General features: G+C 39.6%; 10 protein-coding genes. 4 read left to right on the top strand and 6 right to left on the bottom strand.

Translation table 11 applies throughout. From position 1 onward, the window contains the following. Positions 1 to 231: 231 nt before the first annotated feature. From NXS00_RS24095 to NXS00_RS24085, 3 genes are all read left to right on the top strand, one after another. A complete protein-coding gene (locus NXS00_RS24095) occupies positions 232 to 1,191 on the top strand; it encodes a phage tail-like protein (RefSeq protein ID WP_258101850.1) in 960 nt (319 codons plus the stop codon). Positions 1,192 to 1,973: 782 nt separating this feature from the next. After that, positions 1,974 to 2,306, top strand: a complete 333-nt coding sequence (locus NXS00_RS24090) for a PadR family transcriptional regulator (RefSeq protein WP_258101849.1) — start codon at positions 1,974 to 1,976, stop codon at positions 2,304 to 2,306. A gap of 126 nt (positions 2,307 to 2,432) precedes the next feature. Further along, complete coding sequence (locus NXS00_RS24085) at positions 2,433 to 5,120, top strand: ABC transporter permease (RefSeq protein WP_258101848.1); 2,688 nt, start codon at positions 2,433 to 2,435, stop codon at positions 5,118 to 5,120. Between the two features lie 385 nt (positions 5,121 to 5,505). Here the strand turns inward: NXS00_RS24085 and NXS00_RS24080 are convergent, their stop codons facing one another. Further along, complete coding sequence (locus NXS00_RS24080; protein WP_258101847.1) at positions 5,506 to 5,652, bottom strand: PDDEXK family nuclease; 147 nt, start codon at positions 5,650 to 5,652, stop codon at positions 5,506 to 5,508. Here NXS00_RS24080 and NXS00_RS24075 point away from each other — a divergent pair. Beyond that, positions 5,593 to 5,784 (top strand): hypothetical protein, encoded by a 192-nt coding sequence (locus NXS00_RS24075; protein WP_258101948.1) that lies wholly within the window; start codon positions 5,593 to 5,595, stop codon positions 5,782 to 5,784. The two genes, NXS00_RS24080 and NXS00_RS24075, sit on opposite strands and share 60 nt — an antisense overlap. A gap of 473 nt (positions 5,785 to 6,257) precedes the next feature. Here NXS00_RS24075 and NXS00_RS24070 read toward each other — a convergent pair whose 3' ends face one another. The 5 genes from NXS00_RS24070 to NXS00_RS24050 all read right to left on the bottom strand — a co-directional run bounded on the left by NXS00_RS24070 (position 6,258) and on the right by NXS00_RS24050 (position 12,985). Beyond that, complete coding sequence (locus NXS00_RS24070) at positions 6,258 to 6,698, bottom strand: hypothetical protein (protein WP_258101846.1); 441 nt, start codon at positions 6,696 to 6,698, stop codon at positions 6,258 to 6,260. A gap of 112 nt (positions 6,699 to 6,810) precedes the next feature. Then, entirely contained in the window at positions 6,811 to 7,329 is a 519-nt protein-coding gene (locus NXS00_RS24065; protein WP_258101845.1) for a hypothetical protein, read from the bottom strand. A gap of 217 nt (positions 7,330 to 7,546) precedes the next feature. Next, the gene (locus NXS00_RS24060) at positions 7,547 to 7,651 is read right to left on the bottom strand and encodes a PDDEXK family nuclease (RefSeq protein WP_258101946.1); all 105 of its coding nucleotides are present in this window, start codon (positions 7,649 to 7,651) and stop codon (positions 7,547 to 7,549) included. A gap of 94 nt (positions 7,652 to 7,745) precedes the next feature. Further along, a complete protein-coding gene (locus NXS00_RS24055) occupies positions 7,746 to 8,405 on the bottom strand; it encodes a hypothetical protein (RefSeq protein ID WP_258101844.1) in 660 nt (219 codons plus the stop codon). A 2-nt stretch (positions 8,406 to 8,407) separates the two neighbouring features. Next, on the bottom strand, positions 8,408 to 12,985 hold the full coding sequence (locus NXS00_RS24050; RefSeq protein WP_258101843.1) for a hypothetical protein: 4,578 nt from the start codon (positions 12,983 to 12,985) through the stop codon (positions 8,408 to 8,410). Between the last annotated feature and the right edge of the window lie 583 nt (positions 12,986 to 13,568).

Below are 13,568 nucleotides of genomic sequence, written 5' to 3'. Positions count from 1 at the left end.
CTGAGGAGCACTTGGCGGTTGCTTTTCGGTATTAGCTGGTTATTTAGTTTAGTTTGGTTAGGCGACCTGCCGGATTCTTCCGGCAGGTTTTTATGTTCTATCAGATGGGGAGCTATTTTCAACAGAACGGTCACTTTATTGCAATTAAATAAGTATTTCTAGCATAAAACTGTTTTGAATCATAGTATATACCGCTATTTTAGTGATTGATTTAAATTCTAAAATGGCATAATGAAACTAGCTAGACAACTATTTGCTGGGTTGGTACTGATCAGCACGGCATCTTACGCGCAGAATAATGAAGGTGTGGGAATTGGTATCAACTCGGTACCAGTGAATGCAATTCTTAACATTCATTCAACAGATAATCGAGGTGTGCTTTTTCCTCGTTTTTCTTCCAATTTTACTGTGAATACAACCGAAAACCCTCATTTAGGATTGCTATACTACAATACCACAAACAAAGCATATTATCGTTGGGATGGATCCTGGGCGCGCTTAGTCAATACTGGAAGTGTTGCTGATGTGAGCTCGGTTTCTTCAAGCGGGGCGATTACCGCATCTACTGGAGATATTACTGCAACTGCTGGAGATGTAATCGCAGGCGCTACTCTTCGTGGTGCTAATGCAATTGTAACCAGTAATATCAGTACGACTACACTTTCGACTTCCAGTACTATTTCTGCTACAGGTAATGTGTCTACCAGTGGTGAGTTTATAGGTAATGGAACTATTCCAAAAGGAGGAATCATCATGTGGTCTGGTACTACAGTCCCTTCAGGTTGGGCTCTTTGTAACGGTTCGAACAATACTCCAAACCTAACAGATCGATTCATTATGGCAAGCCCAACACCTGGTGCTGGCGATGTACGAGTTATGTTAGACAATTTGAGTACAGACTATCGATCTGGCTCTACTGACTGTTCCATTTATTCCAAAATGTATACAGGAAGTGGAACATATTATAACAGCGCGGTTGATAGAGAATACCCTTTTTTCTTTTCAGACGTGCCAGCAACTGATTGGCCGGCTGCTGCACAAGCAGAGATTGGTACAGGAAATTCAATTGTTCAAATTGATACGCCTGAAGAGGATCGTGAAGAAGATAATCCAAATTATTATGTTGGTAATCCCAACTGCCACCAAGGAGCTCGCTATTACAAACTAGCATTTATCATGCGTAAGAATTGATCTACAAAACCAAACTGTAAAGAACCTAACCTGTCAAAGTGCCTGACAGGTTTTTTTACGGCTTATAGCTTCATGTTAAAGGAAAATTACTAGTCATACTGAACCTGATCATTTTCATATTGCCTACTTTTTGATACGGATAACTGTCCAGACACAAGGATAGCGCCACTCCTGCGCATGCAGGAGTCCCATCAAGTCATGCTTAGCTTGCCTGTAAAGGGCAGGAGTCAGTTCTAATTAACTTCCCCATATTTATAGCGCTCTTTCCTGACCAGGTCGCGAGCTTCATCATAGTACTTCTAGGTGCCTTCTTTCAGATCATTTTTGTACTTGCCTTTTACTTTCAGTTCACCTGACTCATAGTATTCATAATAGGTGCCATGTTTCAGGCCGTCTTTGATTTCTACTTTATAACTCAGCTCGTCATTTTCCAGGTCTTAGAAGTAAAGTCTTCCAACTCCAATGCTGTGACCGTTCAAGTAAAGCTTTAAAATTATTAGTTGTACAAAGCAACAAAATATATTTGTTGTACGTTTGTCCAAGAAAGATCGTTTGATTTTATTCTTGAGACATGACATCTCTCGACGAAGCTATAGAAGCAAATGAAATTCGTCTTCCCGTGCCGCGAGTTTGCATGGATGGACTCAGTAACCAAACTTCTGCACGTCACTCCTGTGCAGCTTGCCTGCCGAGGTAGGACATGAGTCACATAAAGCAAAAAAAAACCACAACCGATGAGCTCTGGACATCTCAGGTTCTCTGCGGTTGATAAAAAAAATAATATGAAAGGAGAAACCATAGGAGAACTAGAAGAACTGGTATTGTTAACCGTGGGAGCACTATTGCAAGAGGCTTATGCAGTAGCCATTCTAGACGAACTGGTTGAGAAAACCGGACGAAACATGGATGTAACAGCTATTCACTCCGTACTTCGCAGACTGGAAAAGAAAGGACTGGTTAAATCAGAAATGCGTGGCGCGACCAACGAACGTGGTGGTCGCAGAAAACGATTCTTTGATTTGACTCCAGCTGGCAGAGCAGTGTTGGATGAAACCATGTCGGTACGAATGGAGCTGTATCAGAAACTGCCAAAGCTGACCTTTTTCGGGATATAATGAACCGCGGAGCACACCGAGAAAACACAGAATGTTGAATGTCACACTGAGGCTCTAGAATTGTAAATTTTATCTCCGAGTTCTCTGTGGGTATTAAATCTCTCCTTCTCTCTGTGGTTAATAATTATGAAAGACCAAACCAACCATATTAATCCACCCAAATGGGCTACTCGCTTCCTGCACTGGTACTGTAAGCCAGAGTTGCTGGAAGACCTGGAGGGTGACCTGCTCGAGCTCTTTGACCGAAAGGTAGAAACCAAAGGTGCAAAAGCTGCTAATCGATTATTTATCTGGTTGGTGCTGCGATCGTTTCGCTGGTCAGCCATTAATAAGAATCAAAAACTCAAAACTCACTCACTCATGTTAACAGGACAAAACCTCAAAGTAGCCGCTCGTGTGTTGTGGCGTGACAAATTCAACACCACCCTCAACATCCTTGGCTTGACCATCGGGATTCTTTGCTTTGTGCAAATGGGACTTTACGTGGCCCAGGAACTCAGTTTTGATCAGATGCACTCCAAAAAAGACCGCATCTACAGAGCGTATCTCTATGAAGACTATGGCGATGGAAGAATCTTCTTCAACTCTGTTACACCTATGCGATTCGAGCCGCTATTCAAAAAGGAATTTTCTGAGTTTGAAAATGTGGTGCAGTGGTTCAAAAGAACCTATGCCGTTCAGGCTTCTGGTGACAACTGGATCAACGAGGAGGTGGCCCTGATCAGTCCGGAATTCTTCCAGGTATTTGATTTTGAAATGGAAAAGGGTAATGCTTCGAATCCATTTACCGGAAGGTACGACCTTATCCTCTCTGAAGGGTATGCTGAAAAGTATTTTGGAAAGGAAGATCCTGTTGGCCAAACACTCACTATAAATCTTGAAAAGGAGGTAGTAGAGTTCACGGTTTCTGCGGTGATGAAGGATATTTCGGATAACTCCAGTATTCAGTTTGATTTGGCGATATCCAATGAACTGAATCAAACCTTGTTTGGTGAGCAAGCACTGAAAGGGTGGACCTCCGTGAGTCAGGAAACCTATGTTTTAGTCAATGAAAACTCCAGGATCGAATCGGTGAATGCCAAATCCCAGGACGTATTGATGACGTATTTGGGTGAGAATTTCAATCGCGATGAATACACGGTCGGATTCCAGGAGTTGACGGATATTCACCTCAATCCAGAGGTGCCGGCAGGAATCGAAGCGGTGAGCAATCCTACCTATGTGTATGTCTTGGGGATCATTGGCTTTTTGGTGTTGCTGATTGCTTGTGTGAACTACACCACGCTTTCCATTGGTAAGTCCATCAAACGAGCCAAAGAAGTAGGCATGCGCAAGATCCTTGGAGCAGGTAAGCAATTGTTGGTTTCCCAATATCTGACCGAGAGCATTGTTGTGGCCTTGATTTCCATGTTGCTGGGTACAGGATTGGCCATTATTGGCATCCCTACTTTCAATCAATTGACTGGTGTCAATCTTATTTACTCTTTTGAATGGTGGCATTTGGGACTGTTCCTGGGATTGGGTTTACTCATTGGCTCACTGGCAGGAATGTACCCGGCATTTGTGCTCACCAACACTCGAATCATGAGCATTATGCAAAGCTCCAACACCACTGGAGGTAAGCACTGGGTGCGCAAAGTGATGGTGACGTTCCAGTTTTTAGTGACCGTATTGCTGATTAGCAGCACACTGATAATGCAAAAGCAGATCGGGTTCCTGCAAAGCAAAAACTTGGGGTATGATTATGAAGCCGTGGTGGCTGTTCCTTTGTTTGCCAATATCCAGAGTGGTCGATTTACGGAGCGCTATGCTTCGGCACGTGACAATGCCCAACTGCTCCAGCAAAACCTGCAACAACATCCAGAACTGAGCAACTTCACCGCCAGTAGCCATGCGTTTGGTACCAATGGATGGATGCACCTGGCATTTGAAGATGTGAAAGGAAGCTTTTTGTGGTTCCGAATGGTGGGAGTGGATGCCAACTTTATCGATGCGTTTGATCTGAAGCTAGTAGAAGGTCGGAATTTTGAAAAAGGAAATACAGCAGATGAGCGACAGTCTATCATTCTCAATGAAACTGCCGTGAAGTATTTTGGTCTGACGAACCCTTTGGAAGAAAAACTACCAGGCAGTGACTTTGGCGAACACCGAATAGTAGGTGTGGTGGAAGATTTTCATTATTCATCACTGCATGAAGAGATAGAACCGCTGGTAATTACCCAAAACATGAGTCCAATCTTCGCAGGCATTTCCGATACCGATTTTCAGGATTCACCTTTCCCGAAACTACTGTTCAAATACTCCGGATCGAGCTTGCTAGCTGTGCAGGACATCCTGGAGGAGGAGTGGAGCAGAACCTTCCCAAACCGCAACTTGGAATATGAGTTCATCGATGAGAACATTGCCCGACAGTATGAAAACGAAGCACGCCTGAACAAACTCATTGGCGTAGCTACTTTGATCTCCATCCTCATTGCGTCTATTGGATTGCTTGGACTGACTGTCTTGGTGGTTAACAGCCGTGAGAAAGAGATTGGCATACGCAAGGTGATAGGTGCTTCTTCAGCGCAAATCTTTGGCTTGTTGGCCAGGACTTTCAGCTGGCAGTTAGCTCTTGGGGTAATCTTATCCATTCCGCTTACCATTTGGCTGATGCAGCAATGGTTGGAAGACTTTGCCTATCGAGTGAGCATAGGGGGGGACATGTTTGTGATCAGCACAGCCATCTCGGTGGTGATTGCCCTGCTGGTGATCAGCTACCACAGCTGGAAGGCCACGAAAGTCAATCCCGTGAAGAGTCTGAGATCGGAGTGAGGCAGTGCCTCACCCCCTCATTTGAGACAAGTAATCTCCCTTGACGCAGAAAGAGAGTGACCATTTTCCACGAATTAAAGACACCTCATTGTTTATTGATTGGTGAATCGATGATAAACCTGACAGGTCTAGGCGTCCACGTCTTCAAGACCTGTCAGGTTTAATAAATAGGGATTATTCCATGAAAAGTTTGAGGTCGGAGTAGGTATAATTTGAAGATCTGGTAGGTTTGATCAAATCTTATCAACACCTGTCAGTTCTAGCCTCATCTAAAACACCACTTTGGCCTTTGTTGGTGTTCAGTGACGCTTCGGTCATGATAGGTATTCACCAACAGATATGATGCCGCCGGATTAGGTTCATACTTGTTAAAAGTAGAATGATTCTAGAAGGTCGCTTTGTATTTAGGAAGAATGATATCAGGTTTTCCGGGTAGGTCTTTGACATGGAGACGAAACCGGAAGCCATTGGCATGAAGAAACTTTCTCACCAGTATCTCGGGTTTGGTATTCTTTCCCTTGATCTGGCTCATGTTGTAGCTTCTTACTTCGGGTTCATGGACGTCCATGGGTTAAAGGTAGTGGGATCAGATATCCAGACGAGTTTTAATGTTAGAATAAATATCGAATCCTTCTCTAAGAATTTCAGTCAGTTCCGAATATGAGCTGAAGGAAGGTTTCTTGAATCTGGTTTCTAATCCCGCATGATAAATGATAAATCCATAGTTTCCAGCGAAGGAGATATTATCTGCTTTACATGTTAAAATAAATTCAACTAATCCACCCTTAGTGCTTATTTTGAATGTTGAAGATTTTGTTTCCTCTATGAAAAAAAAAGTCTTCTTTTTTGAAGTATTTGATTGAATAATAGCCAAGGTTTGAAATGATGTTCTGAACTTCTGAGATATCAACAGAACTCATTGGATTTGTAACAGGATATTTTTCAAGGAGCTGATTGTAACGACTCGCAAGATTTATTGATTTCAAAAATTCTATTGAATCTTCGTTAAGTTTTCTCAAAGCGTAGTTTTAGTTTTTTTCTCTTGATCTGGTTCATGTTGTAGGTTCTTGTGAGAGGGGAAGAAGTGAAATCCGATTTGAATTTCTCAATCAATCTTGAGGTGCACTTGGTTTCTGTCTATTCCCAGCTCGAAATTTCTACTTGTATTTCCTTAACAATGAGTAAGGTTGTAGAAATAATTTCTTTCAGTTGGTCATAATTGGAAAACAATGGCTTGGCTAATCTCTCGGAAGTAATACTTCGATATAAAAATCCGAATGGGCCTCCTACTTTAATTCTTTCTCCTTTTCGAATAATGCCTAGAATTGTTTCAACTGCACCATACTTTAATGAAAAATTCACTTGTATTTCAAGATCATTTCTATAGAACATAACCTTGAAAAAATCCTCTTTTTTGTTGTAAAAAACATCATAACCCAGATCTTTAAAAATGGTCTCTACATTTATCACAGAGTAATCCTCAAACTCACCACCACTAAAAGTATTTACAAGCTTCTTATAATTTTCAGCGAAATCAATTTTTTCAAGTAATTCAATAATTCGACTATCTATTCTCATAACTATTCTGGGCTAAATCTTAGTGTTTCTATATCTCAGTTATGAAAAAAATAACAGAATTTGTTAGCACATGGTTATATCATGAAGCACGTTCATATTGTCCATTTTTTCTTCAAATGGTTTTACTAAAGTCCTTAAAAGCTTCTAGGTAAACTTCAAATGAGGATGATTTTTGGCATAGATTCAGTAAAGTATTCAAGTATTTCAACTTTCTTTCTTCAAACCTTTCATCATTAGAAAGTTTACTGACTGCTAATCTTCTAAACAAACCTTCGGTTCCTGTAAAGTACCCTCCCTTTGGAATTGCTTCAGATTCATTCAAAAGGCTTAACAAATTCTGGACGTTTACGTGTTGATTAAAAAAATCTTTGCCAAAAGATTCATAATGTTTCACGGCTTGATCAATTGCAAAAATTATTTCTTCCTCTGTCTTGATGGAATAAGATTTTAAATCTTTACCCACATCTGCATTAACGACTGTGAAACTTATCTTATCATAGGGTAATTGATATTTAAGTAATAAAGGTGAGACTAGGTTTTCGATTTCAGAAAAATGAATACCAACAGAGCCGATATCAATGGTTAATAAACTGGAAAACTGAATTACCATTCCTTGAAATCCAATATCCAATTTATGGTACAGAATATGGTCATTAAATTCAAAATGACCATCTAGTTTTTCGTTGATTCTATTGATTATGGTAGTTTGGTTCATGTTATTTTGTAATCACTTAGAAGGAGTCAATATCCTTAGTCTAAGTCGGACTTCTTTTTCCTACTGTCAAAACGGTTGATTCAATGTTTAAGGTACACTAAGCTTGGATTTGCTGACGGGACTACTGAATTATTTAGGCTTCTTTGTATTTCGGAAGAACTATATCAGGTTTTCCAGGTAGGTCTTTGACATGGAGGCGAAACCGGAAGCCATTGGCATGAAGTAACTTTCTGACCAGTATCTCGGGTTTGGTGTTCTTCCCTTGATCTGGCTCATGTTGTAGCTTCTTACTTTGGGTTCATGGACGTCCATAACCGTGTGAATATAATGTTCTAAGTATTGTATTTAGGCTCAATTTTTTTCAGAGTTGTTTTGTATTTGTTCCAGTATGGGGTCCAGTTATCAGCATTTTGAATCATTTGATCTATTGTCTCAAGCTTTTTTTCAAATAAAGGATCATTACATAGTTTTGAAATTATTAAACCGCGTATATAAGCGTCACCCATACCACTTATTAAATTTTTCCATTTCGGGATATCTGGTAAGTCATTATATATATCAAGCAAGGTAGAATATTGAGAAATAAACGTTAATCCTTCATTTGTATAGAATGAAATGAACTTATTAGCAATTTCATATAAGTCAATTGTTGTAAGAATTGTCTTGTTAGATAAGTCAACTGGGATATGATTAAATTCTATGGTAGGTAAATTGAGTTTTTCCTTTTTTTTGTATTTAGTTAATCCTTGATCTGGTATCCCAATTTCTAAAAGATAATCTTCTACTTCGTAAAAAGAGATGAATAACGGACTTACTCCAATTGTATAATTTGAAAAGAAGTTAAAAAAGAAATGTATTGCGATATTTTCATTTTTATGGACAAAAATGGAAGTTTTACTTTCATTAAATAGCTTAAAACCCTTACTATGAAAATACTTATTCAGAATGTCACAAAAGTTAAGCTGAATTTCTTTAATACTCAATTTGGACATGATTAATTAGGTTTATATGAATAGTTTTTCCAGTTGTTGACTGGAATTTCTGAGATATTAACATTATCTATTTCTGTATCACCATGATCGTTTATTTTGTATGGTTTGACTTTTTTTGCGGTAAATGAATAGTCACTAGCCAAAGTTACTGGTTTACCTGCAGCATTCGTTCCAACAATTGGTGACTTAACTACTAAAGGCTCTCCTCTAGCAAGCTTTTTCCAGCCTTCTTTTTGTCGAATTGTATAATCAGTTCCTGAGCTTAATTTATTTTCAATAACTATAACCTCTTCAAGACCAAAGTCTCCTCTTTTCACCAAAACTAAATCTGCTTTCATAAATCCACCCTCTGTTAATAATGGAACTTCTTTGTAAATTTCATATTCACGCAAAACACTAGGATCTATTTTTAATTTATTAGCCAGATCATCAAAAAGTTGTCCTGTTCGAGTAGCTATAGACGTAAATACATTATTACTAAAATCTATTCCTTTTTGTGAATATCTTCCGAATGAGGATAAATCTGAACTTCTGTCTAACCAATAAATTAGCTTTTCCTTTTGAACATCTGGAATATCTAGATCCCGTAATTCTTCAGCGATTAAGTCATATTTAGACCTTAACTCATTCTCTGAAAGTGCTTTTCCAGTCTTATGACTTGTAAAACCATCAATTAATTTGGGTTTCTTATTTAATATTGGAATTATCTCTCCATCAACATCATCTAAGAATTTTGATAAAGTTGAGCTTGCATCATCATCAGTAAAAAGTTTGGCTAAAGCTTTGTTTTCATCTGATAACTTATTGAACACAACTAGTCGATCAAGGTCTTTGATGACAAAGGAACTAGCATTGTTGGCATGAAGAGTTTTCCAGCTATTTACCAATTCTTCTTTAGCATCAAACCGGGCAAGTGCTTCGGCATTGTCACCGAAAGTGCTTGAAAATTTGGTCCATTCTGCATCATTAAACTTACTTCTTAACCTTCCAAGAAAGTCATCAACCGATCTACCAGCTTTTAACAAATTCCAGTTTGAAGCAATATCAAATCCACTAGCGCCAATGGCAGTAATTTGCGCTAAGGTGTTAGCCTCTCTCCAAGTAATGAGTTTATTGCAAATTATAGGATTTCCCGATGAGTCAGTTCCGCATATAAATTCTGCGAATGCATTGCTTTTAATAACTAAATCTGCGACTTCCACTCCCAGATCATAACTTGCCAACGCTATTCTGGCTGTTGTAGCTCCTCCTCTTATTAATAAGGTTACTTCTCCTATTCCAAGGGCAAGAGTCACAGCAGTAACAGTGTAATCAGCAATAGTAATGACCTGTTTTGTTCCTTTTTTCTCGAGTAAATAATCAATAAATCCTGCATAGGTAATAAACGAGGAGCCAACGCTCGTTGTAATATCTGCTGGGACATAATCCAAGTTGATTACATCTATACTTACAAGATCAAAGTAGTTAGGTTTAAAGGTGGCAAGTTCTTTTTTTACACATCGTTGTTCTGTGTATGAGCTGGCTGTGCCCGTTGTTGCATTGTAATAGGAGATGTCAAAGTTTTCTATTTCTGTACAAACTTCAATCTCCATTTCCATCTCACCTTGAGAGTTGTACTCTACCTTTTTATAGAATACACCTCCAACTTCAGCAGGAACTCCAAAAGAGAACAGTCTTTTATCATTATAAACCAGATGAGCATAATCTGGTACTTGTTCCCAATGTGCCAAAGTTTGCTGATTTATCTGATGAGGGATATCATTTTTGAGTAGGGTTAATCTTCTAAACTCATTTGCTAGAGCAGTATAATTATTGCCTCCAAGTCCTACATCATCTAAGTGATAGTTCAATTCGGAAAGAAAACCATCTGAGGAAATGGCTGCAAGCATTTTAATGGCTTCATCTTTTGAATCTATACTTTGTAGAACTTTAATAATTGCGTGTTCTTCATCGTTGCTTACATAAATCTCGCTCCAATCTACTGACTGACCTGATCCATATGGAGTTGGCGTGGTACTAATTGCCTTTTCAGGCAGCAGTTTTTTAATGATATCAATGCGTTCATCAATTGAATAAAGATCCAAAAACTGATCTGTTCGTGCATTTACAATTGCCTTAAGAGTTCTATTGGAGATATATTCATTATCAAACAGGTTTTTATAGGAGTTATATTTATTGATGAAAATACTTAGTTGGTTGTAGTAAATACTCCAGGCGTCTTCACGTTCCCAAAAACTTGCTCTAGCCTCCTTAAGCTGAGCTTTATCACTATCCCACATTAACCAGCGATTAAGCTTCTCTTGAAATGAAGCATCATTTTCGGCACCAAAAGCAGTGAGAAAATTATCAGGCAAGTTGCACATTTGCTGTGCTAGAGAAGTTAATTGATTATACTCCGTGTCATTTGTAATTACAGCACTGAAAAGGTCATAAAACTCTTTTCCTTTATCACAGATACACGATTCTGGAGAGTCAACAAGATTGCCAAGTTTTTCTTTTGAAAGACTTAAAGCTACATCTGTATTTTTAGCCTCATCCAATCCTCCATAATATTCTGATGTTGGTGGTGTATGAGTTAAACTACCTTTAAAAAGTTGAAGTTTACATTCCTCTGTTTCATCAGGTCTACCAAGAAATACTGTCGCCGATGATGATATATTTTTAGATAAAACATCTTCATAAATATTCTCTTTTGCTTGCGATTCAGCTTCATCTTGACTTGATCTATATCCGGCAAAGTTTTGACTTAATTTATATCGGGAGCTTATGTATCGTACTCTTTCTCCTGATGAATTAATGGTAAAAGCGATCAGTGCTCCATTTGAAGGGTAGAAGGAAACATCTTCAACCTCAGCCGGAAGAGTGATTAATTTTCCTGTAGTAGCAATAAATGAGTATGGACCAGTTGTTGATGCGAAATTGGAAAACTTTCCTTTAAAGGTAATCAGTCCGGTTACCAATAACTCATAGGGACTATAGGCAGCTTCCTCTTCGTCATCAAATAGTGTAATGACACTCACTGGGTTGTGGACATAGTCCCACTGGTATTTGTAAAGAGCTCGTCCACCAGCATAGTCCATTAGGTTTTGGGTCTGATCCCTTGGTATACCTTTCTCAGTAAAAGTGTGCTCTAAGCGATAAACTCCATGACCGAGCTCGTGGGCAATAGTGGTCGTTAAACTCTCAATATTTTGTCCTCTGGTGAAAACAAACCCCCATTGCTTTTTTCGAGGCATATAACCTTGTTTTCCAGAATTCTCGGCATGGTCAACTAAAAACACATAGTATGCATCTTTGTCCCGGTCGTTTTTGTCTTTGAACGCCTTGATCAGGTCATTCATTTCTTTTGTATAGTTGGAGAGCATGCCCGTCTCACCATCTTCAAGGCCATTACCTTCATCATCCCAGTCAGTACCCAGGTTTTGGTTTTCCAGTACCTCCACATGCCAGCTTGCGATGGCTGGAGCATAGATTTTGTTCAGAGTATCCTGAAGTAGGGAGAGTTCTGAAGGGCTAATGGCATTATTAACTGGGACAATTTTTACCTTAATTTCCGAAAGGTCGTAGGTGATGGTATTGAGTTTACCAGCTGTAGCGGTACCCACTTTTGCCAATAACTCACCAGTTACTCCATCGCTATTTCCCATAAGCGAGAGATTGTATGTGTTATTGTCTCCCGCAGTTGCTATAACTGGAGCACCATCCAGTTCAAACGTAAGATCCTGATCTCCAGCGCTTATGGCTATTACCTGGTCCGTGGAATTGCTTTTCAGAGATTTCCAGGATGTCCTGCTGGATGAACCTCCTACTGTAACGGTTGGGTAATCGTTATTAAGTTGGGTGTGCTGTGGTGCGTCAAAGCCAAATTTCTGATTAGGGTCCGCCTGAAAACTAACTAATTGAATATTCTGATCGGTGGTGTCTCCTTTCCCTTCCACCTTTTGTAATGCAGCGATCATGGCGTCTGCCACCTCGCGCTGGGCGTCAGCTGGTGTTGTATATGGCTTATCACCAAGACGTTCGGTAGTTGTTTCCTGAGCAATCAGTTCTATATCTGTTTGGGAGACTTCCAACAATTCATAGACCTGCGTGGTTTTTCCTTCCAGTTTCAGCTCTACGGTATAGCCAGAGATGCTGCCATCCGTTCCCATTATCGGGATGAACATGATATGTCCAGTCAGCAGCAGGTCGGTGTTGGCCTTGTCTATTTTCTTCAGACGAATGTTTTTGAAGATCCTTGGCCAGAACTCCTCACTATCGATGTAGCCAATAGTCAGAACTTCAATGCTGTTGCGCTCTACGAAGCCTTCGGCATAGGCCACGAGTGCCTCATCCTTTGCTATTTTCTGAACGCCAAAAGAGTGTAGAAACCGATCTACATCGATGAGCTGCTTGATCAGGCTTCGGGCTTCATCTTCGGTGACGGTCACTTCGTCCAGATTACCACCTTCGTAGGTGTCGTCCTGTGCGGTGGCTACAAAGCCAAGACATAATGTTAGGAGCAGAACTAAGGTCTTGAGGGATAAGTATGGCGAACTCTTTACAGACCTGTCAGCTACAGCGTTGCAGTTAATCGTCATTAGCAGGTTAGGAAGGTTTAAACAGTTAGTAAAAATATAAATTAATCTAAAAATATTCCATAAGGCGCAAAGTATTTGCTGAGTATTTGGCATTTAACAGAAGAGGAAGGGTGGTTTAGATGTAAAATGGTGCAATAGTTTCTTCGTTCCTTTGGTGAAGGTTTAGTGTGAGGCTGCTTCATTCCATTCGCAGTGACGTTCTGGGTTTGTTTGGATGACGAGATTTAATGGTGATTATCCAGTTGGGAATAGAAGTTCTCAATGAGTAAGTTCAATTGCTCTTGCCTTGATAATTAAATCTCCCCATTTTGTAGGGGGAGATTAATGAGGGGGTTGGTAAAGATATTTCTTCTTTATGAGATTCCTGCATCCGCAGGAATGACGTGATTGAATAGAAATTGATCGCTCCCATTTTCAAGTGGGCGCACGGCCAGTGGGGCTGCCGAAGGCTGAGGGTGTATCGTCCTAAAATAAGTTTACAGGTTTAACATACAGTCCTATTATTAATTTACAATTTTCGATTGTCCTGTAATAGACTTACAATTTGTCTTTGTTTCCATAGAGATTCAACTTTTAGTGAAGG

This window comes from Marinoscillum pacificum, assembly GCF_024714495.1.
Classification (GTDB): Bacteria; Bacteroidota; Bacteroidia; order Cytophagales; family Cyclobacteriaceae; genus Marinoscillum; species Marinoscillum pacificum.
This window is presented reverse-complemented; position numbering and strand designations above follow the sequence as displayed.